Annotated in this window: 19 protein-coding genes and 1 tRNA gene; 13 read left to right on the top strand and 7 right to left on the bottom strand. The window is 43.4% G+C overall.

The window, feature by feature from the left end:
- Positions 1-9 precede the first annotated feature (9 nt).
- Positions 10-1,581, bottom strand: a complete 1,572-nt coding sequence (locus CKO50_RS13225; RefSeq protein WP_095728531.1) for a cation:proton antiporter family protein — start codon at positions 1,579-1,581, stop codon at positions 10-12.
- A 131-nt stretch (positions 1,582-1,712) separates the two neighbouring features.
- Here CKO50_RS13225 and CKO50_RS13230 point away from each other — a divergent pair, with 131 nt between their 5' ends.
- Together CKO50_RS13230 and CKO50_RS13235 are read left to right on the top strand one after the other, a co-directional pair.
- Positions 1,713-2,456, top strand: coding sequence for a sporulation protein (locus tag CKO50_RS13230; protein ID WP_010605088.1), 744 nt, complete (start codon positions 1,713-1,715; stop codon positions 2,454-2,456).
- A gap of 106 nt (positions 2,457-2,562) precedes the next feature.
- Positions 2,563-3,009: a GNAT family N-acetyltransferase gene (locus tag CKO50_RS13235; RefSeq protein WP_095728580.1), complete on the top strand. Its 447-nt coding sequence runs from the start codon at positions 2,563-2,565 to the stop codon at positions 3,007-3,009.
- A gap of 36 nt (positions 3,010-3,045) precedes the next feature.
- On the opposite strand, the gene CKO50_RS13240 is transcribed toward CKO50_RS13235, so the two are convergent.
- The 4 genes from CKO50_RS13240 to CKO50_RS13255 form a co-directional block, all read right to left on the bottom strand.
- Positions 3,046-4,392 (bottom strand): sodium-dependent transporter, encoded by a 1,347-nt coding sequence (locus tag CKO50_RS13240; protein ID WP_095728532.1) that lies wholly within the window; start codon positions 4,390-4,392, stop codon positions 3,046-3,048.
- 222 nt (positions 4,393-4,614) lie between these two features.
- The gene (locus tag CKO50_RS13245; RefSeq protein ID WP_095728533.1) at positions 4,615-5,901 is read right to left on the bottom strand and encodes an ATP-binding protein; all 1,287 of its coding nucleotides are present in this window, start codon (positions 5,899-5,901) and stop codon (positions 4,615-4,617) included.
- A 21-nt stretch (positions 5,902-5,922) separates the two neighbouring features.
- Entirely contained in the window at positions 5,923-6,630 is a 708-nt protein-coding gene (locus CKO50_RS13250; RefSeq protein ID WP_095728534.1) for a response regulator, read from the bottom strand.
- Between the two features lie 119 nt (positions 6,631-6,749).
- Entirely contained in the window at positions 6,750-7,553 is an 804-nt protein-coding gene (locus CKO50_RS13255) for a hypothetical protein (RefSeq protein WP_095728535.1), read from the bottom strand.
- A gap of 98 nt (positions 7,554-7,651) precedes the next feature.
- On the opposite strand from CKO50_RS13255, the gene CKO50_RS13260 reads away from it, so the two are divergent.
- Positions 7,652-8,899, top strand: a complete 1,248-nt coding sequence (locus CKO50_RS13260; protein WP_095728536.1) for a serine hydrolase — start codon at positions 7,652-7,654, stop codon at positions 8,897-8,899.
- Here the strand turns inward: CKO50_RS13260 and yhbY are convergent.
- Positions 8,896-9,192 carry a ribosome assembly RNA-binding protein YhbY gene (gene yhbY, locus CKO50_RS13265; RefSeq protein ID WP_010373854.1) on the bottom strand — a complete coding sequence of 99 codons (297 nt, stop codon included), beginning with the start codon at positions 9,190-9,192 and terminating at the stop codon, positions 8,896-8,898. The two genes, CKO50_RS13260 and yhbY, sit on opposite strands and share 4 nt — an antisense overlap.
- An 86-nt stretch (positions 9,193-9,278) precedes the next feature.
- Between yhbY and rlmE the strand changes: the two genes are divergently transcribed.
- The 9 genes from rlmE to CKO50_RS13310 all read left to right on the top strand — a co-directional run bounded on the left by rlmE (position 9,279) and on the right by CKO50_RS13310 (position 19,006).
- A complete protein-coding gene (gene rlmE / locus CKO50_RS13270) occupies positions 9,279-9,908 on the top strand; it encodes a 23S rRNA (uridine(2552)-2'-O)-methyltransferase RlmE (protein WP_095728537.1) in 630 nt (209 codons plus the stop codon).
- A gap of 67 nt (positions 9,909-9,975) precedes the next feature.
- Positions 9,976-11,928 carry an ATP-dependent zinc metalloprotease FtsH gene (ftsH, locus tag CKO50_RS13275; protein WP_095728538.1) on the top strand — a complete coding sequence of 651 codons (1,953 nt, stop codon included), beginning with the start codon at positions 9,976-9,978 and terminating at the stop codon, positions 11,926-11,928.
- A gap of 148 nt (positions 11,929-12,076) precedes the next feature.
- Entirely contained in the window at positions 12,077-12,922 is an 846-nt protein-coding gene (gene folP / locus CKO50_RS13280) for a dihydropteroate synthase (RefSeq protein ID WP_095728539.1), read from the top strand.
- Positions 12,919-14,259, top strand: coding sequence for a phosphoglucosamine mutase (glmM, locus tag CKO50_RS13285; protein ID WP_095728540.1), 1,341 nt, complete (start codon positions 12,919-12,921; stop codon positions 14,257-14,259). The genes folP and glmM overlap by 4 nt, the downstream gene beginning before the upstream one ends.
- 79 nt (positions 14,260-14,338) lie before the next feature.
- A complete protein-coding gene (gene tpiA, locus CKO50_RS13290; protein ID WP_095728541.1) occupies positions 14,339-15,079 on the top strand; it encodes a triose-phosphate isomerase in 741 nt (246 codons plus the stop codon).
- Positions 15,080-15,083: 4 nt separating this feature from the next.
- Positions 15,084-15,431: a preprotein translocase subunit SecG gene (secG, locus tag CKO50_RS13295; RefSeq protein WP_095728542.1), complete on the top strand. Its 348-nt coding sequence runs from the start codon at positions 15,084-15,086 to the stop codon at positions 15,429-15,431.
- 23 nt (positions 15,432-15,454) lie between these two features.
- Positions 15,455-15,539: transfer RNA gene (locus CKO50_RS13300), tRNA-Leu, on the top strand.
- Between the two features lie 494 nt (positions 15,540-16,033).
- Positions 16,034-18,277 carry a TonB-dependent receptor gene (locus CKO50_RS13305; protein ID WP_095728543.1) on the top strand — a complete coding sequence of 748 codons (2,244 nt, stop codon included), beginning with the start codon at positions 16,034-16,036 and terminating at the stop codon, positions 18,275-18,277.
- A 324-nt stretch (positions 18,278-18,601) separates the two neighbouring features.
- Positions 18,602-19,006: a PaaI family thioesterase gene (locus CKO50_RS13310; RefSeq protein WP_255229747.1), complete on the top strand. Its 405-nt coding sequence runs from the start codon at positions 18,602-18,604 to the stop codon at positions 19,004-19,006.
- Positions 19,007-19,139: 133 nt separating this feature from the next.
- On the opposite strand, the gene CKO50_RS13315 is transcribed toward CKO50_RS13310, so the two are convergent.
- A complete protein-coding gene (locus CKO50_RS13315; protein ID WP_095728545.1) occupies positions 19,140-21,392 on the bottom strand; it encodes a TonB-dependent receptor in 2,253 nt (750 codons plus the stop codon).
- 254 nt (positions 21,393-21,646) lie between these two features.
- On the opposite strand from CKO50_RS13315, the gene CKO50_RS13320 reads away from it, so the two are divergent.
- A complete protein-coding gene (locus CKO50_RS13320) occupies positions 21,647-22,648 on the top strand; it encodes a LacI family DNA-binding transcriptional regulator (protein WP_095728546.1) in 1,002 nt (333 codons plus the stop codon).
- The last annotated feature ends 135 nt before the right edge of the window (positions 22,649-22,783 follow it).

The following is a 22,783-nucleotide window of genomic DNA, read 5'->3' on the forward strand; positions in this document are numbered from 1 at the left end:
ATATCTAATTTAAGTAAATAATTTCTCTTTTACGTGTTCTGCAAAACCACTACCTGCTTCAAGGTAGAAGTTATAGGTAGAATTCACGCCCATTTCTTCTAATTCTCTTTGTTGATCAGGGTAGTTCGCAATGGCGGTAACTTGGCCGCTATAACCTGATGCTTTGAGCTGCTCAAGTGCGTAAATATTCTGCATATGTTTAGGCATCGCGAGCATAACCATTTCTACTTCAGAATGATTTACACGCTGCCAAAAATCAGGGTCGGTTGCGTCAGCAGTTAATACCCTGCGCCCTCGGGAAACATGTTTTTCAACTACTTCAGGCTTAATATCTACACCAGCAACGGTATCTGGGAAGCTGGCCTGTATTGTTTCGTAAGCACCCGTTCCAATCCTTCCCATACCAAATATAACGATCTTGGTGTCGGTAAGATTTACCGGAAGCTCTTCTTCTAAACGGTCTTGGTTCTCAAACTTTAATAACCAAGGCTCTAATTTAACGTAGACCTCGTTCGAGCGTTTGTTGAGCGGAGACGCGATCACAAAAGTAATAGAAACAGCAATAGCAACTACTGCTAGCCAGTCAGGAGCAACCGCACCAGAAGCAGATGCAACGGCACACACGATAAGACCAAACTCGCTATAGTTAGTGAGTGTGAAAGCGCTCAATAGCGATGTACGAGCACGCAATTTAAATATATTGGTGAAGAGATAATAAAGTGAGACTTTAATCGGTAGAACAATTACCAGTAGAATCGCTATTAAAAGTGCGTCCAGTGTAATCGTGGCATTCAGACCAATATTCAAGAAAAAACCAACAAGCAAGATGTCTTTTACATTCAATAGTGATTTTGATAACTCACCGGCTTTTTTATGTGGGGCGAAAATCATACCCATGATCAGCGCACCGAGATCACCTTTTAGGCCCGCAAATTCAAAGGCATGATAACCTGCGACTAACGCAAAAAAGAAGCCAAAAAGAGGGAGTAGCTCACCATGCTTTGAGCGGCTTAATACCCAAAACATAGCTGGACGTACAAGCGGTAGCACCACAAGCAGTGCCAGTGCCCAAATATTGGGTACTTTGCCCGTACTGACGGCGAGAAAGATAACTGCAAAGATATCTTGCATAACCAAAATACCGATTGAGATTTTACCGTGAAGACTTGCCATTTCACCACGTTCTTCCAGCACTTTTACCGCAAAAACGGTACTGGAAAAGCTAAATGCAAAACCAACCAATAAAGCGCTTTGCCAGTCTAGATCAGTAAATAAAGGTAGGCTTATCGCCCCTAGCATCAACAACAGGCTAGCGAAAAACGCCGTACTGGTAATAATGTGCATACTCGCAGGCGCCCAAACCTGAGGCTTTATCAGGTTACCAACTCGTAATTTTAAACCTATGCTAAAAAGCAGCAGCGTTACACCAAGATCTGCTAGTTGAGTAAGTAAGTCCGTGGTTTTATGGCCAAGTAGATTTAAGACAAAGCCCGCCATCAAAAAACCAATCAAAGGAGGAAGCTTTAATTGATAAACAGAAAATCCGCATGCAAATGCGACAGCAAAATAGAGCAGTTCCATAACTTTAAATTTTTATCCAAGATATGAGCAGTGTACCAAAACCTCCTGATATATAAATTATAAATTTTCGCTGACAAGTTGGAAAAAATATGGTTATGATGCAGGTAAGGACATACCGGACAGGAGACGTAATGTTTAAGAAGATCCTAGCATCTGTCGGTATCGGTGCGGCAAAAGTAGATACTGTATTGGAAACAGAGCATTTGCACCCGGGACAGAAATTTCAAGCGCAAATTGTAGTAAAAGGCGGTGACGTTAGCCAAGAAGTAACAGGTTTAGAACTTGCGCTAATGACAAGAGTCAAGGTTGAAGGGGAAGACGGAGAATATTTTAGTAATCATGTTATTGACCGTTGGCGTGTAGGTAATAATTTCACGATAGGCCCAGGCGAAGAAAAAGTTATTCCTTTTGAAGCTCGACTTCATTCAGAAACACCAATCACAGAAATCAATGCGGGCTTCAACCGTTGTCATGTTTGGATTGAAACTGGCTTAGACATTGATTTAGCAATCGATCCGTCAGACAAAGATGCTTTACACATTTATCCAAATGAAGCAGTGAAAGCATGTATGACAGCGATGGAGCGTTTAGGCTTCCATTTAGTGAAAGCGGATGTAGAAAAGGGCTATTTACGAGCGTCTGAGTTTCAGTCTGTTTCTGGTTGTTACCAAGAACTAGAATACCGACCAAACTCACGTGCATTATTTGGACTACAAGAAGTTGAGCTTTCGTTTGTGCCTGAAGCACATCGAACTCATGTACTGATTGAGTTGGACAGAGCGTTTCGAGGGGATGGTTACGTCGATCTCACAATTGAGCACGATCACGTCAATATCTCTCAATTGTGCGATCAGTTGGAGCGGCTGTTCTCATAATCACTTAATTTACTCTAAAACGCCCAGCTTTGTCTGGGCGTTTTTCTTTTAAGCATAACGATACCAATCAGTCTTAATAAAGCTAATTGGTATGACAGAGAATAAAATGAATTGGCAAATTAAAAGTTATGATGCGCTCACTAAAGATGAGCTTTTTGAGATTTTAAAACTAAGGGTAGAGGTATTCGTTGTGGAACAAGCATGTCCTTATCCAGAAATTGACGATACTGATAGGGCGCCTGAAACTCAACATCTATTTTTGGTCAAAGATGAACAAATTTTAGCGTATGCACGTTGTTATAGAAAATCCACAACTACTGCATCCATTGGCCGTGTTATTGTTTCGTCAATGCTGCGAGGGCAGGGCGTTGCACATGACCTTATGCATCGCGCGATTGCTTGTTGTGAAACGGAGATTACTCATGAGGCTTTAATTATTTCTGCGCAGTGTTATTTAGACAAGTTTTATGCTGGGCTCGGTTTTGTGAAGCAAGGTGAAGGTTATCTAGAAGATGGGATCCCGCATCAGGATATGTTATTTGTGAAAAAGTAAAAGAGGCTATGCGTAGCCTCTTTTTATGAGCGAAAACTATAGTGAATTTAAAAATACCGCAGCAATGGCAATTGGACAAACGAAGCGGATGTACCAAGGCCATACTTTCCAGAAGAAACTGCTGCCAACTTCTGGGCATCCTGATTCAATTTCTTTAAGCAGTTTTGCTCTGTGCCAAATCCAACCGACAAATACACAGCACAGCATGCCAAGTAGTGGCTGACCAAACTTCGTTGTTAGGCTAACAATAAAACCGAACAGGGTTTCGATGTTTACCAAAATGGTGAAGCTCACGGCTGTTACCAAGGTACCTATGATCCAAGTAGCCTGTACTCTGCCCAGTGCAAAACGTTCAACAGCATAGGAGACAGGCGCTTCTAACATCGAAATAGACGAGGTGAGTGCGGCAATACTCATTAGTGCAAAGAAAGCGAAGCTCACCACAAGGCCAACACTACCCATGCTATCAAACAATGCTGGTAATACTTGAAACACTAAGGTGTCTTCATTGAGTAGTGAGCCGTCAGCTGCAAAAATCTCTACGCCTTGCGCTTGCGCGACATACATGGCGGGAATGATAAGTAAGCCGGCAATGAATGCGATAAAGACGTCGATTAAGGTAACCATTGCACCAAGTGAAACTAGATTCTCTTTTTTACTAATGTATGAGCCGTAAATGATCATCACGCTGGTACCAAGTGAAAGCGAGAAAAATGCCTGCCCTAGGGCATCAACGAGTAACTGAGGATTAAGCACAGAAGAAAAGTCAGGAACAAGATACACCTTAAGACCTTCAACAGCACCTTCTTGGGTTAATACATACGCAATTAACGAGAATAAAATACCAATAAGTGCTGGCATCAAGCGCTTTGACCACTTTTCAATCCCATTTTCTACACCTTTACTAATTATAAGCACGGTGAGTGCAATAAAGGCTGCTGTAAAGACGATGTTGCGGGACATAGATGAATCAGCAAGCCAAGATTGCGCTTGGGTCATTGATGCAACTTCCGCGATGGGTTCAAGTGTTGCACTAAACATCCAACCTGCAACTATTGCGTAAAAGCTTAAAATTAGGCCCGCACAGATGATACCGCCGAACCCAACAACAAAAGCAAGTTTACTTTGCCATGCCGTATTTGTTAGTTTGCGCAGTGAAGATACGGCATTTGCTTGGCCGTGACGACCAATAACGAGCTCAGCCATTAGTGCTGGATAGGCAAGACAAAAAGCCAAAACCAGATAAACTAAAACAAATGCAGCACCACCATTGGATGCCGTCTGTGTTGGAAACCCCCAAATGTTTCCCAAACCTACCGCTGACCCTGCGGCAGCCATAATAAAACCAAAGCGAGAGCTGAACTCTCCTCGGACATTGCTCATAATTGTTATACTTCTCTAAAAATTTCTAACGGCGTTGACAATCTACTGTAATTAAAAAGAAATAAAAAGAGTAAATTATCTTGATTTAGCGCAAGCTTTAGCCTGATATTTAGCCGTAATTAAGTTGTTGCACTCAAAAAGCAAAGCTTAGCTTATAAGCTAATGTTTTCACGATTATTTCTGTATGGGGTAAGTTGCCGTGTAGCGACTTATTTACAATAATTATTTTTCTTTACAGGGAAGCGAAAGCACAAATTTTGCGCCACCTAGTCGCTCTGACTGGTTAACGGTGGCTGTACCATGATGCCAATCCATGACTTTTGCAACGATTGCAAGGCCTAAGCCATAGCTTTTACCTGCACGGTTGCGGTGAGTTTGCTCTTGAAAGAAAGGACTAAAGACTTTATCCCAATTTTGTCTCGCGATCCCAGGGCCATCGTCTTCAACAGTAATAATGAGGCAATGCTCGGTGCAGTGTGCACTTAATAACACACTGGTAGTGGCAAAATCACAGGCATTGCTGATCAAATTACTTATCGCTCTTGCAAGCCAATGTAAGTCACCATGGATCACTAAGTGTTCAGGGATTTCTACGCGACCAGACAGCTGGTTCTTTTGTAGCTTTGGTTGCATTTGCTGCATCAGATCTTGACCATAGCGAGATAGGGTTGTTACTTCATGTTTGAGTAAATGAGACTTTTGTTCAAGCGTCGCAAAAGATAGGTAACTCGAGAGCATATCTTCCATTTGATCTAAATCTTTTTCCATGCGTGCTAAATAATCGTGAATGGCGCCGATATCACTTTCATCTATAGCCGCATCTAGGCCAAATCTTAAACACGCAACAGGTGTTCGAATGTCATGAGAAAGACTGGAGGCCATTAGCTTATTCTCAGCCATCAACTTCTCTATTTGGTTTGCCATTCGATTAAAGGTATTTTCTAAGTCGCGAATGTAAGTGAAATGATTGGGGGTGATGCGTGCGCTTAGATTGCCGCTGGCAAAGTGCTTTGCTGCGGTGTTGAGAACGATCAACCGTTTAACTAACGGAGAGAGAATAAACCATAATATTGCGCAAATGCCACCATAGAAAAACAACGTTAGCAGTACGTCGTAATCAGCCAGTTCAACCTGAGGCTCCCATTCAAGTTCAACGTAATCCGGTGCCATTTGAGGGGTTGTTTTTAGCAAATATACATTCTCGTTTTCTATCACTAACCCATCAGGTAGTAACATCTGTTGCTTTAATTCGAGTGGCATGGCTAGTGTATCGCCATCTTTATAACGAATGTTGATGTCGAATTGTTGGGCAATCAAAGCCGTTGCGTTTTCGCGTTTTTCCTGCTCAATATTTGCAACCTGCTCCGCAAGGCCGGTGATCAGCTTGCTTTGCCACTCAAAACTATATTCTAAGGGAGCGGTTTGCTGATTATAGGTGTCAATTACCCAACCTAGTGCAAAGATCGAAATCAGCGCACCGGCGAGTAAGTAGATGTAGAGTTTCTTCACGATATTAGCTTGCGACCTTCGTTACCAAGCTGATGGTACGAGTAGATATCCTTTACCCCACACAGTTTTAATTTTTTCTGGGTTTTGAGGATCATCATTAAACTTTTTACGCAGGGCAGAAATGAGCACATCGACGCTTCTGTCTAGGCCGTCATATTCTCTCCCTTTTGTCGCTTTAAATACCGCATCACGAGAGACAACTTCACCAGCGTGACTGGCTAAAAATTGCAGTAGTAGATATTCGGCACTAGAAACGATGACTTCTTGGTCTGCAACACTGACTTTGCGAGCTTGAGTATTGATGCATAACTGTCCAACTACGAGTTCGTGATTGGCAGCGTGATGCTCTTGCGGTTTTTCTTGTGCAGCGCGGACATTTGCTTTGATCCGAGCTAGTAAGGCACGAGGACGAACAGGTTTGATAACGTAATCGCTAGCGCCGACTTCCAAACCGATGACTTCGTCCATTTCTTCATCTTTGGCTGTGAGTATAATAACAGGCTTATTATAAAACTGACGTAAGTCGCGGCATACGCTGATACCATCCTTGCCGGGGAGCATAAGATCAAGTAAAACAAGGTCGGGGTCGAGTGACTTGACACGTTCAATAACTTCATCACCACGATAGCAGCAATGTGTTTTATAGCCTTGGTTATCAAGATATTCAGCGACCCATTGCGCTAATGAAATATCATCTTCAACCAATAAGATTGTGCCGTATTGCTCCATCTCTTTACTCCGAACTTTTTATTTTTCTGCGTCGAGTATAATCCCAAAAGCGTCATTGTCTGTAAATAAGTGTAGCGCCAGTCGGCAGCTGTCCTCTATCAAACTGGCTAATGTTTATGCTACTTAACGTTTAGCTTCTCAATTAAACTCTCGGCCAAGTGTTTTTGCATATCCGCTGTTAACGCTGATACTTCCGTTTGGGTACATGCACCAGCGGTTTTCTCGAGTGGTGAAACCGTTTTAGTTACCTTGTAAGGAGGAATATCAACGGGTTTCTTGCCACGTTGACGGCGTGCCTCATCAGTATTTTGTGCAACGATAAACGACAGTACATCGTGTTCATTTTCTATTTTCTCCACCTCAGTAAAGGTGAATTGTAAAGGGATTCCTTGGAAGCCCGCGCTATCTACCGATGATTTGGCAAACCAGACAACATCGGATGACGCTTGGTGTGCTAAACGCATACTGACAGAAGCCACGATATTAGTACATTGAAATGCTGGCGAATTTTGCGCAAGTTCAGCAATATGTGGATGCGGATTTTTTGGCCTATCCAGTGCATACGTTTTATTAGCTGCAAATTCCAAATCAAGTTGATGAATCGTTAGCGTGTAATTTGCGTTTTTAGCTGCAACAACTTTTAGGCCTTTTTTCTCAAGTAAAGTAACAATTTGCTTTCTCAGTGTGTCAGTCAAGCTTACCTTATCAGCGTTGATGTAGACTGTGTCACCTTGAGCAAGTGGGTGAGCGGGCAATTGCACTGATTTAATTCGTGCGGAATTAAGTTCGGTACTATAGCTGATTTGATAAACAGACTTTTTTAGTAGTGGCTTCTTAGGTACATCTAACTTTGGCGCTAATGGCGCTGTGGTGACACATCCAAAAAGTAGACTTGTACATAGAGCTGCTAGCACTAAACGCATTAAAATACCTCAATTAAACAGTTATTTTCTTATATTTAGTGAGTTCCGCCAATTCATCATGTTAGTATGGCGGGCGAGTGTTAATGAAATGAGTCATTATGAAGTCGCTAATTCTCACATTAGTTTGTTTTTTTTGCATTAGTTATTCAAAAATAACGATTGCAAAAACCCCAAACCAGCAATGGTCACAATTTTTAAAGAGCTATTCTAAGCAAGTCGAGCGCAAACTAAAAGAAAAATCGGTGCCCGGTGCTGCTTTATCCGTCGTGCATGTTAAGCACGGCAGCTACGCGGAGGGTTTTGGCAGGACAAAAAGTCGACAAGGAAGCGTGGTTAACGAACGAACTCGCTTTCGCTTGGCATCGGTTTCAAAAACGTTTGCAGGAAGCCTAACGGCTAAATTGGCAAGCGAAGGGTACTTTAATATTGACGATAGAGTGGGTAGCTATTTGCCGCAAGTCGCCAAAGGTGATTATAGCCAACTTAAGCTCTATCATTTGTTAAGTCACTCGAGTGGCTTAGTGCCCAATGCCTACGATAATTTAATCGAGTCTCGCATGGACTACCCACAAATTGTTGAGCGCTTACTGCAAGTCAAAGCGTTATGTCAACCCGGTGAGTGTTATGGTTATCAAAATGTCATGTTTAGCTTGATTGGAGATGTTATCGAGCAGGCGACGAATATCAGTTACAAAACTTGGATGGAAGAGTTTGTTTTCGCGCCACTTAATATGCATGACGCCGGCCTTGGCTACGAGCAAATGACAAAAAATGATAATTTTGCGTGGCCACATGTTAGAGGGCGAAAGCGTTGGCATACCGCTAAATTAAAGCCGCATTACTATAAAGTACTCCCCGCAGCTGGTGTAAACGCTAGTGCTGCTGATATGGCGCAGTGGTTAAAAGCACAATTAGGTCTGTATCCAAGTGTTCTATCACCGGATGCTCTGAGTAAGCAATCAGTGCCGTATACGTTGACGAAACGTGAGCTACGCAGACGCGTTTGGCGTGGTCATGTAGAAGAAGCCTATTATGGACTTGGCTGGCGAATTTATCGCTATGATGGCAAATTGCTTTATTATCATAGTGGCTGGGTGCAAGGTTATCGTACCGATGTGGTGATTATTCCAGCGCTTGGTATTGGGTTTAGCCTACTGTTAAATGCAGAGAGTGGCATTATTAATCAGTTAACAAACGACTTTATTGTTGACGCATTGGCGCTTGAGGAGAAATTACTGCCTCAGGTGAGTGAGCAGGAAATTAAGAAAGTAAAAGCAGAAGAAGCGAGTTTATTACAAGAGATTGCGACGTCTTCTGATGAAAACGTCGCGGACAACAAAGGTTAGTTACGAGGTAACTGGATCTTTTTGTCTTCGCTTTGACGGTACAACACAATGATATGGCCAATGGTTTGTACTTTATGTGCATTTGTTTCACGAACAATTGCTTCAAAAATCAGTTTCTTAGTTTCACGATCGTTGGTTGGTACTTTTACCTTGATAAGTTCGTGGATGTTCAGGTTTTGCTCAATTTCAGCCATAACGCCTTCGGTTAGGCCGTTTGCGCCTAGAAGAACAACTGGGTTTAAAGAATGAGCTAGCCCTTTTAGGAACTGCTTTTGTTTATTTGATAAGGTCATATTGATACAATCTTATTTATTAAAAGGCTTGAATTATCGATATTCTAACGCCATCTAGACAATATTACTAATGAGTTGTAGTTAATATGGCAAATAAAAAACATTCCGCCAGTTCGAAACGTTGGTTAAAAGAACACGTAGAAGACCCGTATGTACATGAAGCTCAAAAACGTGGCTATCGTTCACGAGCGGTTTTTAAGCTGGAAGAAGTCCAGCAAAAGGACAAATTGATCCGCAAGGGGATGACCGTTGTCGATTTAGGAGCAGCACCGGGAAGCTGGTCGCAATATCTCGCAGAGCAGGTTGACATTGATGGACAAGTAATTGCCTGTGATATCTTACCGATGGACTCATTGGCAGGTGTTGATTTCCTTCAGGGAGACTTCAGAGAGGAAGCTGTATTAAATGCTTTGCTAGATAGAATAAACGGCAAGAACGTAGATGTGGTTTTTTCCGACATGGCCCCAAATATGAGCGGTAATATGTCCACCGACCAATCTGGCAGCATGTATCTGGTCGAGCTAGCCTTAGATATGTGTCATCAAGTGCTTAAGTCAAACGGCGCATTTGCGGTTAAAGTTTTCCAAGGCGAGGGCTTTGATCAATTTGTGCAAGAGGTACGTAATTGTTTTAAGGTTGTAAAGATCCGTAAACCAAAAGCGTCTCGTCCTCGGTCGCGTGAAGTATATGTAGTGGCGACAGGCTACAAACTGTAGTACAGTTGGAAAGCATCAAGTTGAATTTGAATTTTTTTGGATACAAGAGGTTAACTCCTTGAGCGATATGGCTAAAAATCTAATACTCTGGTTAGTGATTGCAGTAGTGCTAATGACTGTGTTCCAGAGCTTTAACGGTGGCGAACAATATGATCGCCAAACGAGTTACACACAATTTGTAAAGGATGTGCGCAATGGCTCTGTAAGAGAAGTCAGTATTGACCGTCAAACGGGCATGATTAGTGGCGTTCGTTCTAGTGGAGATCGTTTCCAAACAGTGATCCCATTAACTGATTTAGATCTCGTTAATGACTTACTTAAGAATGACGTGAATATCAAAGGTGTTGCACCGGAAGAGCAATCTTTCCTTGCGAATATCTTTATTTCTTGGTTCCCAATGCTACTGCTTATCGGGGTATGGATTTTCTTCATGCGCCAAATGCAAGGCGGTGGCGGCAAAGGCGCGATGTCGTTTGGTAAAAGTAAAGCTCGATTAATGAGCGAAGATCAGGTTAAGACAACATTTGCGGATGTTGCTGGTTGTGACGAAGCGAAAGAAGATGTTACTGAGCTAGTCGATTTCCTGCGGGACCCGTCAAAGTTCCAAAAGTTGGGCGGTAGCATTCCAAAAGGCGTGTTAATGGTTGGTCCTCCTGGTACGGGTAAAACCCTACTTGCTAAAGCCGTTGCAGGTGAAGCAAAAGTACCATTCTTTACCATTTCCGGTTCTGATTTCGTAGAAATGTTTGTCGGTGTTGGCGCGTCTCGTGTTCGTGATATGTTTGAACAGGCCAAAAAAGCAGCGCCTTGTATCATCTTTATCGATGAAATCGACGCCGTAGGCCGTAAACGTGGCGCTGGTATGGGCGGTGGTCACGACGAGCGAGAGCAAACACTTAACCAAATGCTTGTAGAAATGGATGGCTTTGAGGGTAACGAAGGTATTATCGTTATTGCTGCTACTAACCGCCCTGATGTACTAGATCCAGCATTATTGCGTCCTGGTCGTTTCGATCGCCAAGTCGTGGTTGGTTTACCGGATATTCGTGGTCGTGAACAAATCTTAAATGTGCACATGCGTAAAGTGCCGTTAGATGATAATGTTGAAGCGTCTGTGATTGCACGTGGTACGCCGGGCTTTTCTGGTGCTGATTTAGCTAACCTTGTGAACGAAGCTGCACTGTTTGCCGCTCGTGGCAACAAGCGTAAGGTAAGTATGGCGGAATTTGACGCCGCGAAAGATAAAATCATGATGGGTGCTGAGCGTAAGTCCATGGTGATGAGCGAGCAAGAGAAGGAAATGACGGCTTATCACGAAGCCGGTCACGCGATTGTTGGTCGTTTAGTGCCCGAGCATGACCCAGTATATAAAGTGTCGATTATTCCACGTGGTCGCGCATTAGGTGTAACAATGTACTTGCCAGAGCAAGACCGTGTAAGTCACTCTAAGCAACACCTAGAATCTATGCTTTCAAGTTTATATGGTGGTCGTATCGCTGAAGCGCTGATTTACGGCGATGACAAAGTAACGACAGGCGCGAGCAACGATATTGAACGCGCAACCGATATTGCTAAGAAAATGGTTACGCAGTGGGGCTTAAGTCCGAAACTTGGTCCACAGATGTATTTGGAAGAGCAAGGCGAGATGTACATGGGTGGTGGTTCTCACCGCATGTCAGGTATGTCAGATGAAACCGCTAAACTTATTGATGCTGAAATTAAAGATTTCATTGATCGCAACTACCAACGTGCGGAGCAAATCCTAAAAGATAATATGGATATTCTTCACACGATGAAAGACGCGTTGATGAAATACGAAACGATTGATGCATTGCAGATTGATGATCTAATGGAGCGCCGTGATGTTCGTCCACCAAGGGATGCACATGACATTAAGCCAGAGAAAAAAGCAGAATCTGCGAAAGTAACAGAAATAAAACCTGAGCCTAAAGCTGAAAAACCAGCAGAAGAGCAGTCAAATGACACATCATCAAACTCAGAACTTGATGACAAATCGTAAGATTAGGTAGAATACGACAGCCCCGAGCAATCGGGGCTTTTTTGTATCAGTTGATATAAGTTTTACTAGCATTCAATGCGAGAACTTAAATCAACTGCTATACGCCTTTCGTTATCACCAAACTTAGACTACAGAAAATAGGTATAGAATGTACGAGTTACGTTTACCCAAAGGGCGCACCCTTAGTTTAGACAAGCCTCAGGTAATGGGGATTTTAAATGTTACTCCCGACTCATTTTCTGACGGTGGACATTTTACTCACTTGGATAGTGCAATCAAACAAGCAAATTTAATGCTTTCACAAGGCGCTACCATCTTAGACATAGGTGGAGAGTCCACTCGTCCCGGCGCGCCAGAAGTTCAATTAGAAGAAGAATTACAGCGCGTAATACCGGTTATTAAAGCAATTCGCACGCACTCAGACTGTGTGATTTCGGTAGATACCAGTAAAGCCGAGGTGATGAAACAAGCAATAGAAGCAGGCGCTGATATCATTAATGATGTTCGAGCGTTACAAGAGCCAGATGCGCTCGAAGTCGCAGCTCAATACACGGATGTACCAATTTGTTTAATGCATATGCAAGGTCAACCTCGCTCAATGCAAAGCAACCCTCACTATGATGACTTATTTTCAGACATCAGTCAGTTTTTCGAAGCTAGGATCAGTGCGTGCAAGCAAGCTGGGATTGATACCAATCGGCTGATTTTAGATCCTGGTTTTGGCTTCGGTAAATCTCTAGAGCATAACTTTCGGATATTAGGTGGATTGGACAAGTTTCACGCTTTCGATTTACCTATTCTGACGGGCCTCTCTAGAAAGTCCATGTTTGGACAGCTACTCAATCGGGAAACGCATGAGCGTGTAGCTGCAAGCCTAGTCGGTGCACTGATATGTGCACAGAAAGGCGCGCACATAATCCGTGTTCATGACGTAAAAGAAACAAGCGACGCGCTTAATGTATGGCTAGCGTCGGTCAATGGAGTTACTCAATGACAACAAGAAAGTACTTCGGTACGGACGGTGTAAGGGGCCTTGTGGGCGAGTTCCCTATTACGCCTGAGTTTGCAATGAAACTAGGCTGGGCGGCTGGAAAAGTGCTGTCTGAGCGTGGTACCAAAAAGGTAATTATTGGCAAAGATACCCGCATTTCTGGCTACCTTCTTGAAACCGCGTTAGAGGCAGGGTTAATTGCCGCTGGGATCAATGTGATTTTATTAGGGCCTATGCCGACACCAGCTGTCGCTTATCTGACACAAACGTTCAGAGCTGAGGCTGGTATTGTGATCAGTGCATCTCATAATCCATACCATGATAATGGCATCAAGTTTTTTGGTGGCGATGGTAAAAAGCTCCCTGACGAGGTGGAACTTGCAATAGAAGCAAAGCTGGATGAACCGATGACGTGTGTCGCGTCTGAAAAACTCGGTAAAGCTAAGCGTCTAGAGAGTGCGGATGGTCGCTATATCGAATTTTGTAAAGGTCAGTTTCCTAAAGAGCTATCGCTTGAAGGGTTGAAAGTGGTGTTGGACTGCGCAAATGGCGCGACTTATCACATTGCACCAAATGTCATGCGTGAACTTGGTGCGGACGTTATCACAACCGCGTGTGAACCTAATGGTGTCAACATCAACGAAAAATGTGGCGCAACGCATGTCGAAGCGTTGAAAAAAGCAGTGCTTGAACATCAAGCGGATGTTGGAATTGCTTATGATGGTGATGGTGACCGAGTCATGATGGTCGATCACGACGGTCATGTATTTGATGGTGATGACATCGTCTATATTATTGCATGCCAAGCTCATGCCGATGGTACATTAGGTGGCGGTGTTGTCGGTACGGTAATGTCTAACATGGGGCTCGAAAACGCCCTTAAATCACGCGGAATTGCTTTTGAGCGCAGTAAAGTTGGTGACCGCTATGTAATGGAGCTTCTTGGTGAGAAAGGCTGGAAAATCGGCGGCGAAAGCTCAGGTCACGTTTTAAATCTGGATCTGATCAGCACCGGTGATGGCATCGTCTCTAGCTTACAAGTGCTTGCAGCCATGGTTGCGCAGAATAAAACATTAAAAGATTTGGGTGAAGGTTTTAGCAAATACCCAATGAAGATGATTAACGTGCGCTATAGCACTAAAGATGATCCAACCGAGCAAAACGCTGTTAAAGCAGTCGTCGCTGAAGTTGAAGCTCAGCTTGCCGGAAAGGGCAGAGTGTTATTACGTAAATCTGGTACAGAGCCAGTGGTTCGTGTCATGGTTGAAGCTCAGCAACAGAAGCAAGTTATCGATTTTGCCCAAAAAATCGCTGAAGTTGTTGAATCTGTGAGCAATTAAACCAAAAGTTAAATTTATTTCTTGTAACTTCGGGTGAGTAGAGTTAGTATCTCACCCGCTTTCTACTGCGGAGTATCGTATGACAACTAGAAAGCAAATTGTTGCTGGTAACTGGAAAATGAACGGCTCAAAGGCCCTCGTTGACCAAATATCAGAAGCAGTAAGCAATCAAGCATTTCAAGCAGATGTAATTGTTTTTCCTCCTGCCATGCTTATTGAGCAAGCAGCAAGTAAAGGGCTTACTGTCGGAACACAAACTGTTTCGGAATATAAAGAAGGCGCATATACTGGAGAAATTCAGGCGTCCCTGGCAAAATCTCTAGGTGCAACATATACCTTAGTTGGTCACTCAGAGCGGCGAGCTATTTACGGCGAAAGCGATGAAGATGTTGCGAACAAATTTGCACATGCTCAAGAACAAGGTTTGACACCAATTTTATGTGTTGGTGAAACCGAAGAAGAAAGAGAAAATGGGCAGACAGAGCAAGTGGTTGCTAGGCAAATAAACGCAGTTATCACCAAATTAGGTGTAGCAGCGCTAACAAACTCTGTGATAGCATACGAACCTGTTTGGGCTATTGGTACTGGTAAAACAGCATCTCCTGAGCAAGCGCAAGCAGTACACAAATTTATACGTGATTTGCTCTCAGAAAATGACAAGCAAATTGCACAATCACTGCAACTTCTTTACGGTGGCAGTGTTAATGAACAAAACAGTGAATTGTTATTCGCACAAGATGATATAGACGGTGGACTTATCGGGGGCGCAAGCCTAAAGCCTGAGAGTTTCGCAGCTATATGCAGAAGTGCAAAAGGATAAGTAAATGTACGAAATTCTAATGGTTGTTTACTTAATTGTGGCGTTAGCACTAATTGGTATGGTGTTAATTCAACAAGGTAAAGGCGCGGATATGGGTTCTTCGTTTGGTGCAGGTGCATCGGCGACAGTTTTCGGCTCATCAGGTGCAGGCAACTTTATGACTAAGACAACAACAATCTTAGCAACGATATTCTTTGTGCTAAGTATTGTTCTAGGTAACCTAACGACGGGTCAGATTAAAAAGACTAACGAGTGGGAAAATCTAGAGGCACCAGCTGCTGTAACAACTGTTCCAGCAACAAATGATGTGCCAGCGACAGAAGAAAATCCAGCTTCTGACGTTCCTAACTAATCATTAGGAAATACACTGAATTTGCGAATGTGGTGGAATTGGTAGACACGCCATCTTGAGGGGGTGGTGGCTTCGGCCGTGGGGGTTCAAGTCCCCCCATTCGCACCAAACAAAAAAACCAGCTTAGGCTGGTTTTTTTTCGTCTACCGTTTACCACTAAACCTAATACCTATTAGTCTTACCATTCACAGCTTCGCGAATAGAAGCTATTTTCAAACGAACAAGCCTAGAGCCATGGTAAAAACATAAGTAGAAGTTTCACTTTAGTAACATATAATCCTGATATCTGGTATAATTATTTGTTCTACAACGATTTTTTATTAAAATTAATTTTCTAATATTGGTTTTATTTTGGTTACAAAAACCCTAAAAGTAATTTTTATTAAATAAATATTTCAATTTAACTTAGTTGTGACTATAATACCCCTCCAGAGGAAAGAGATGCGCCTAGTGCATCTTTTTTTATGCCCAAAATTTGTAACGTTCAGTCTATTTAGATTTGATGGATTATTGGGCTAGAAGTAATAACACTGAGCTTGTTGCTTCTCTAGTTTGCGACCTCTCGCAACTAGTACACACACGGTGATTCCTTTGGAGATTATATGATTACAGTTTTGCCTCGCCTTGGTTTATCTGCCATTTCAGTTGCAGTGTTAGCAGCCGTAGCCCTTCCTAGTACAGCATTGGCCGAACAAGCTAATGTAGAGCAAGAAAAACAAGTGTTTGAAAAAATAGAAGTGACTGCTCGTAAACGTACTGAAAGTTTGTTCGAAACGCCTACTGCAATTACTTCTATCGGTGCTAGCGATATTGATAAAGCCAATATCAGTAATCTAGACGATATTGGTAAGTTCGTTCCAAACTTAAATATTACTCGCTATGGTGTAGGTAACGCTGCACATGCTTCTGTATTTATCCGTGGTATTGGTCTACAAGACCATGTGATCACAACGGACCCAGGTGTTGGTGTTTACGTTGATGGCGTATACCTTGGCCGTCAGATGGGTTCTAACCTTTCACTGCCCAATGTTGAACGCGTAGAAGTGCTACGTGGTCCACAAGGTACACTGTACGGCCGTAACACATTAGGCGGTGCGGTAAATGTGATCACTAAACAACCTGGCGCTGAAGAAGTTGCACGCGTTGAAGCTAAAATAGGTTCTCGCGGTCGTTTAGCGACTGATCTGTATACAAGCCAAACGTTAACAGACACACTAAGCTTTTCTGCAAGTGCTTCTTATAAAGAGCGCGACGGTGTAGGTAAAGCAATCAACTTAGCAAATCCTGAAAAGGAAATCGGCGAAGAGCAAGAGTTTAGTGGCCGTTTAGCACTTAGATGGCAAGCAACGAATGATTTAGTTGTCACCGCTGCATTTGACGGCGTTGAGAACGAGTCTGGTCAATCACCGTATACTATCGAATTAACAGATCCACTTGACTCAAATGACCCTTTCAATGGTGACTTCCCATTGCTAGATAAGTCTATGTTGCCAAACAATCCTGATGATTTGGCAACAACGGTTGCTGGCATTGAAAGCACAGATTATTCTGGTTGGGGTGGGTCAGTGACTGCTGATTGGCAAGCAAGTGATGTTTACTCTGTTAAATTTATCGCAAGCAAGCGTAGTTCTGAATATACCGGCGGCCTAGATGACGATGCGGTAGCACTTAATCTATCTGAATTCCCAGAAGAGGGCGGTGCAGATCAGTACTCATTTGAACTACAACTAAACGGTACTTATGACTCTTGGGATTTTGTATCGGGTCTTTATTACTTTAACGAAGACGGTTTTACCAGCTCTGGTCCGTTCGTATTTAGCCCGTGGAACACGCCAAATGGCTTATTAAACGATGGTCAGACAGCTTCTTTTGGTGGCTACGGTTACTTTGATATCAACCAAGAAACTGATGCCTATGCGGCTTACATCAATGCAAGCTTTGACGTGACTGAGCTGCTCAGCATAGGTGGTGGTTTACGTTACTCTGAAGATAAAAAAGAGGCAAACGCACTCTTCCCAAGCTTTGCTGCTCGTAAATATGTAAGCGCAGACTTTGACGAAGTGACGTGGGACGTGAATGCGTCATACCAGTTAACTCGTGACATCAATGTTTACGCGCAGGTCCAAAAAGGATACCAAAGTGGCGGCTTCCCACCACGTCCATTTGGTGGCCCAGATCAATTCGCTGCGTTTGATGAAACTAAAGCGATTAACTACGAAATCGGTTTCAAAGGCCAAGTGCATGAAAACGTATCTATGATGGTTGCTGCATTTGTAACGGATTACACCGATCTGGCGTTACCTTTCAACGACCCGACAGCTGGCGGTGGTTTCGTCACTATCGTGGAAAATGCAGGTGAGTCGAAAGCACAAGGTATTGAACTTGAAACGACAATTGCAATTACTGATGATTTCTCAGTACGCAGCTCAATCGGTTACCTAGACTCAGAAATTACCCATGTTGATGAAGGTGTTATTGGTATTGGTGAAGGCGATGCGCCGGCACTCACACCTCGATGGACTGTGATGGTGGCACCATCTTACTTCCATGACTTAGAGCATGGTGCAACGATTGCAGTTAACGCAAGCTACTCGTACCGCTCAGACATGCAAGGTCAGTCTGTAACACGTGCAAGCGAGCATATTGATTCTCGCGAATTGTTAGGTTTTAACATCTCATACACCAACGCTGAAGGTGATATGGAAGTAACGCTATACGGTGAAAACGTGCTAAACGAAGTGTACGATGTAGGTCGTCTACAGCAAAGTGGCTTTGTTGGTGTCATGCGCAGCAATGACCGCAGTGAGTTTGGTATTAAGTTCAAAAAAGAGTTCTGGTTAGATTAATTCAGACCTAGTTTGAAGACAGAAAAAGCCGCTTAGTTTTTTGCTAAGCGGCTTTTTATTGTAGCTACTCCGTCCTAAATTATGTGGCAACATTTCAAACTCATTCAGAATACGTAAAAAATGATATAACTGATTGTTTACATTGTAGTTAATCTATGGGAGCCTAGTGATAGGCGATATCTCTAGCCCAGTTTTTAGTCGTGTTGAGCTAATCATATCGTGCTTTTGGTTAACAATGTTCGTTTACCTATAGACGTGAAGACTATTCGTGACGTAGAGTCTATTTGAGCGTTGATATTTTTGAATCATACTAAGGAGAGGAAGTTGAGCAATACTATGTTAGCAGAAGGAAAGGAGATCCTAGCACAGCAGTCTTTTAGCTTATTGTTAGGCGCTGAGTTGGAGGTGTTTGAGGTTGGCGTTGCTGAGTTAAGTCTCGCTATTCGGGATGATCTTAAACAAAACTATGGTTTTGCACATGGCGGCGTGGTTAGCTATCTAGCTGATAATTGTATTACTTTTGCTGGTGCATCGGTGCTGGGCAGCTGTGTTACCTCAGAGTATAAAGTGAATTATGTTAGACCCGCTATTGGCGATAAGCTAATTGCGAAGTCAACTGTTTTGTATTCGGGTAAACGTCAGGCGACATGCGAATGTAAGGTATATGCGCAAAGCGGTGATGAAGAAAAATTAGTGGCGGTTTCTCTTGGCACAATAACTAAGGTTTAGGGTAGCAGGGGGCATTCTGAAGTGCATTTGCATGAAGTTGCCCCGCAATAAACGTGTTAGGTCTTTCTAGCGCTACCAGCCTTAGAGATTGATATAAGCGGGCAGCGCTATGTTAAACGCTTAGTTACAGAAACTAGAACGTATACGCAACGCTAAACTTTACACTCCTTGGCATGATATAGCGGCCATTGGGTGAATCTGGGTTACGTGGATCCCCTTCGGTGATCCCTTGCTTGTCAGTAAGGTTATCTACCGCTAGTTGTAGCTTTACGCCTTCAGTAGGCTCTACAATGAGACCAACATCGAGCTTTTCATAGCCCTCTAACACGACTGTATTTTCATTATCGCCAAAACGGTCGTCTACGGCTGAGAGTGTGCCATATAAGGTGGCATACATACCCGATACTTCAAAGTCGTAACTTGGTGTAACGCGCAGCATCCAATCAGGTTGGCGCTGTGCTTTATTTCCCTCATTTGTTGGGCTTTCAGTAATTTCAGTGTCTTGCCAAGTAGCATTCAAGTTTATTGATAAACCCGATTCATGGTTATAGCTGTAATCAAGTTCTACACCGGTTGCTTCATTGGTGAGAATTTCTGCAGGTATACCTGGGCGTCTTACAAACGTGTCGCCTTTCACTTCATTGGTAAATAAAGTAACAAACAGGTCGCCGGTTTCACCCATATATTTATAGCCAAGCTCAGCTTGTGTGACTTCTTTAATCAGCGACTCGCCCGATTCATAGGTGCTATAGTTGTCTCTGAAGTCGTCGAAATAAGGCATTTTGTAGCCTTTGTTCATACGCACAAAAACACCTGAATCTAAGCTCAAACTATAGTCAGCGCCTAAGGTCCATGAAGTCTTGCGCTCATCATAGTCAACCGCTTTTGTGATCACTCCGTCTAAATCTTCATCTACAGAGTATTCTACCTCGTGCTGCTCGCTACGCAGGCCCAAGTCTAATTTAAGCGCTTCAGTAGCTTGGTAACTAAGAGTGGTATAAACTGCCCATGTCGTGGCATCACCAGAGCTGTTAATGTCGTAGTTGAAGGCGCAACCGGCAACATCGCTATTACACGCGATACCATTCAATGCTTCGCCACCTTGCTCTAGAACGTGGTAGGCGGTATTACCTAAGCTCCACCAGTCTTTTGCAGAAGTAGTTGCTGTATAAATACCAAAGGCACTTGACCAATCACCAAAGGTTTTGCTTAAGGCTAAGTCATTGGAAAAAGCTTCGATATCTTTTAATACAACCCAGCGACCATATTGTTGTACCATGGTATCACCCGCGTATTCATTGCCCGTGACGCTACCTGTTGTGGTTTCACCGCTGTCCGCCACTTCACTTAAACGCATGGCACTGCCAGCAGGCACAAGGCCTAGTGTATTTGCATCGCCTTGCGTTAAGCTAAAGCGGTCATTTAACTGCCAGCCATTTTTGAATTCTACTTTTAAGCTACCTCCAGAAACATGGCCTTTCCAGCCGCGACCATCACCCATATCTACACTCATCGGTGTATTTTCATCACCGACATAAATAATCGCTTTGCGATTATTCGTTCCCAGCTGAGTAAAGCCCGCATCCACACCCTCAACATTAAGTGGGGTTGGCAGATACCATGCGCCTCTGTCATCAGTTTGACGGGTATAAAGGTTAAATTCACCATCAGCAAACTCTTTGGTTAGGTTTATGGTAAATTGATGGCCTTTTTCTGAGGTAAAGCCCGCATCACGGATCCCAGAAGAGCGTTTGATATAGCCGCCCACCATGTAGTAAAGATCATTGGAGATCTCACCACTTAACATGCCGTCAATGCGGTTAAGACCATAGTCTGTGGTGGTATATTTAAACGTCCCTTCGGTGTCGACTTGGCCGCGTTTAAGTTGAAAGTTAGTTGTTAAGCCCGGCTGACCATTAGACACCACGGGGTTTGGTCCACCACGCAGGCCTTCCATCATACTGATGGTTTCATCGAGTCTGAAAATCGAGGTGTTTTCTAAAAATGAGAGCGTTGGCGCGGGATATATAGGACTGCCTTGCAAACTAACCGTTAAGAATGGTGCATCCCCACCGCCTGGAAAGCCGCGAACAAAAACGTTGGCACCGGATTCTCCTCCTGAACTTTCAACCCAGATCCCAGGCACTGCTTTAAGCAAGTCAGCGGTACTTTTGGGGGCGAGCTTATCAATTTGCACGGCATCAATATTAGTCACAGCAAAGCTTGCATCAATTTTTCTGATCCCTGCGCCACCAGGTGTACCTGACACAATGATGGTTTCTACTTTTTCTTTGTTATTGTTCGGTTGTTGTTCAGCCTGAGCTGATGCGCTTAACGCAAGCGTTATAGCTGCAGCGATCAAGCTTAAGGAGTTAGTTTTTATCACGGCTAAAGCCCTCTTGTTGTTGTCATAGACTGGTATTTAACGACTGTCTATTTTTTAAAATAGATCTTAATGCAAACGTTTGCAATGATGTTGTTTAAAAATTTGTCATAAAATGATGGAAGGCGTTACAAATTTACAGTGATTGCTTATCTTTTCTGCTTGGTTAGGGTAAGGGATTCAATTAGTTATGGTCTAATTATCAAAAAATTGTAAGAATAGCAGTGCTATTAAGTGCGTTTATTAAGAGGTTTGCGATGGGAACAACACAATTAAAGCTATCTGATCTAGCAAGGCTAGCTGGAGTCTCTACCTCCACAGCTTCCCGTGCACTCAATGATAACCCTCTGATAAAAAAGGAAACTCGAGAGCGCATTCAGGCGCTTGCAAAAGAGCATCACTTTAGCGTTAACGCGGCGGCTAGTCGCTTACGGATGCAAAAAACCAAAGTCATTGCCGTTATTATCAATCTCGAAGCCGAAACCAAACAATCCGTCGACGACCCATTTTTACTTAAAGTAGTGAGCGATATTAATCGTGCGGTGAACCGAAAAGGGTACGAGTTATTACTCTCTAATTCTTATATGGCAGGGGAAGACTGGCATGGTTATTTTATTTCTGGCCGTCGAGCCGATGGAGTTATCGTTGTCGGGCAAGGCAAGGAGCAAGCACGAATTGAACGTGCTGCAAGAGCTGGCACGCCGATCGTGGTATGGGGCGACCCTAAAACTTCTGCAAATTATCCTATCGTTGGGAGTGACAATTTTATTGGTGGCCTTAGCGCAACGGAGCACTTAATTGCCAAGGGAGCGTCTAAACTTCTATTTTTGGGCGATCCGGGCCATGCCGAACTCGGTGAGCGCTATCGCGGATTTTGCCATGCGGTGGAAAAAGCCAAGGTAGAAGCGCAAATGATTAAAATCGACATTACTTCAGAGGCTGCCTACGCGAGTATAAACGCTTTGTTGCGAGCACAAGGATTAACCTTTGATGGGATCTTTGCGTGTAGTGATATGGTCGCGCTTGGGGCACTAAAAGCGCTAAAAGAGCGTTACATTAGCGTACCAAATGACGTACGAATAGTCGGATTTGACGACATAGCCATGGCACAGATCAGCTTCCCTGCGCTATCTACGATTAAACAAGACACCAATGCAGCGGCACAGTTATTGGTGGAAAAGCTGCTCTCTCAGCTAAGTGGTGAGACATGTGCTTCTCAAGAGGTTCCGTCATCATTAGTGGTCAGACAATCTAGTTAACCTGAATACGGGATAACAACTTGTTCTCTAGCAGCTGTTATCCCATACTACTGCGTTAAATTTGCTTGCAATAGGCCAGCTATTGACGCACAAATTTGCCTTGTATTAAGAAATAANCTTCTGGCTAGAGTGATA

The sequence above is a fragment of the Pseudoalteromonas sp. HM-SA03 genome, from assembly GCF_002289345.1.
Classification (GTDB): domain Bacteria; phylum Pseudomonadota; class Gammaproteobacteria; order Enterobacterales; family Alteromonadaceae; genus Pseudoalteromonas.